Source organism: Lamprobacter sp. (assembly GCF_034860625.1).
GTDB lineage: Bacteria > Pseudomonadota > Gammaproteobacteria > Chromatiales > Chromatiaceae > Lamprobacter.
The window spans coordinates 1-1687 of sequence record NZ_JAYESN010000459.1 but is presented as its reverse complement, the minus strand read 5'-3'; the positions used below and the strand labels follow the sequence as shown (position 1 = coordinate 1687).

1 protein-coding gene is annotated in these 1687 nt (G+C 56.3%); it reads right to left on the bottom strand.

Features of this window, described 5'->3' with window-relative positions; translation table 11 throughout:
• Positions 1-141 precede the first annotated feature (141 nt).
• Complete coding sequence (locus VBE63_RS28815) at positions 142-1482, bottom strand: ISNCY family transposase (protein ID WP_323686411.1); 1341 nt, start codon at positions 1480-1482, stop codon at positions 142-144.
• Positions 1483-1687 lie beyond the last annotated feature (205 nt).

The following is a 1687-nucleotide window of genomic DNA, read 5'->3' as shown; positions in this document are numbered from 1 at the left end:
GCGGTTTTCGGGTCGACATGACACCGCTGGGCCCGTCGGGAGCGTAAAAACCGCTGCTTTTCCCAGATTTTGGGCATGCCTTCCCTGGGGGCCGCTTGCGTTGGCCCCGTTTTTTTCGCGATGTATCGGGGGCGGGTCACGTTATCCGGGGCACAGACGAGCACAGCGCATAAGGTTGTAGCTCAATACCGCTGACCAAACGTAGGCGCCAAAACCGCTCAGGCCTTTCCACGTTGCCCGGCTCATCCCGAATGCGCGTTTCAGTTCAGAGATATTGCCCTCGATGCCGGCACGGAAATCGCGCAACGCGACGAAGGTCTTTCTCTTCACGCCCATATCATGAAGACTCAGACCCAGCGGCTTGTTGAATACGGCTCGCTTGACGCCACCCTGGCGTGCCCGACGAACATTATCAGCGCCGGCGTATCCGGCGTCGGTGACTACCGCGTCGGAAGTGATCTCATAGTCAGACTGGCACGCATCCAGCACGGGTTGGTATAGCGTTGAGTCCGCGGGGTTACCGTCTTCGACCTTGAAGTAGGTGACAAAGCCATATCGCTCCGTGGCGAGGTTCACTTTGTGACCATACTGAACGTCGCGTAACCCTTTCACGATGATGTCGGTATGCGGCTCGAATAGGCTGACGATCTTCTCCGACGCCGGCACCTTCTCGTTATGAATCACACGGCGCTCAGTCTGATCGATCACCTTGATCAACAGCCCCCGGTAGTGCTCCACCTCATCAATCCACGGCCGGCAGCGTATCTCATCAGCGGCGTGCAATCGGACCTTGTCGATGGCCTTCGATGTTTGCTCCAGTGCAACCCGAGCGCATCGGATCAGCTCAGGATATAGTCTGTTTTTCTCGGGCTTTTTCGCATGGAAGATCCGGAATGCCAGTGACTTCGACCGCTTTCTCTGGTCCACGAACCGGATCTTTACGCCGGTGTTGATCTTGCTATTCGCCATCAGCCGACTCAGCACCCGTATGCCATCCTCCAGCAACCCGCTGTCCGATGGCGGGGCAATGTTGCTGTCGACGACCGTACTATCAATACGCAGCGTGTCGAGCGATAACTGACCCTGCACCAACCAGTCGGATATCAAGAGCCGGTGAATCTGTACCAGTGTCTCCGGCTGCACACGCCGTATCGTAGCCTGCAGGGCTGACTTGCTCGGCGACTGCTTCGCCGTCAGTCGCGCAAATGTACGATAGGTGGCGGAGTCGGACAGGTGAAACGAGAGCTTCTGATAGCTCAGCTGTGTGATCTGTTTGAGCACCAAACAGCGCAGGATGCTTTCGACACTCAGTCCGCACGCCCCGGTCCGGGCGACGCTGGCTTTGTTGAAGTCCCCGGCGATCAGCTCAAGGACCTGTGGGTACTCATCGAGCAAAGCCGATAATCTCTCGAGGTGCCGGCCGAATTCGTGTTCAGAGTAACGATCGAATATACTAGCCTGAGCATTGCGGGTTTCTCGCATTGCGGAAATCCTCTTGGTTGGTTTTGTTTTTGTCTCGCAACTCAAACATACCATTTCCAAGAGGATTTTTTATTGCCTCAGGCAAAAATATTTAGGCAATTCAGATGGTTGGCCGGCCATGGATGGGCACTAGCAAGTTAGCAAGGACAGTTCGGTCGCTGCGTAGCGCCAGGCGCGGGTCACAACGCCCACTGAGGCAGGGCTT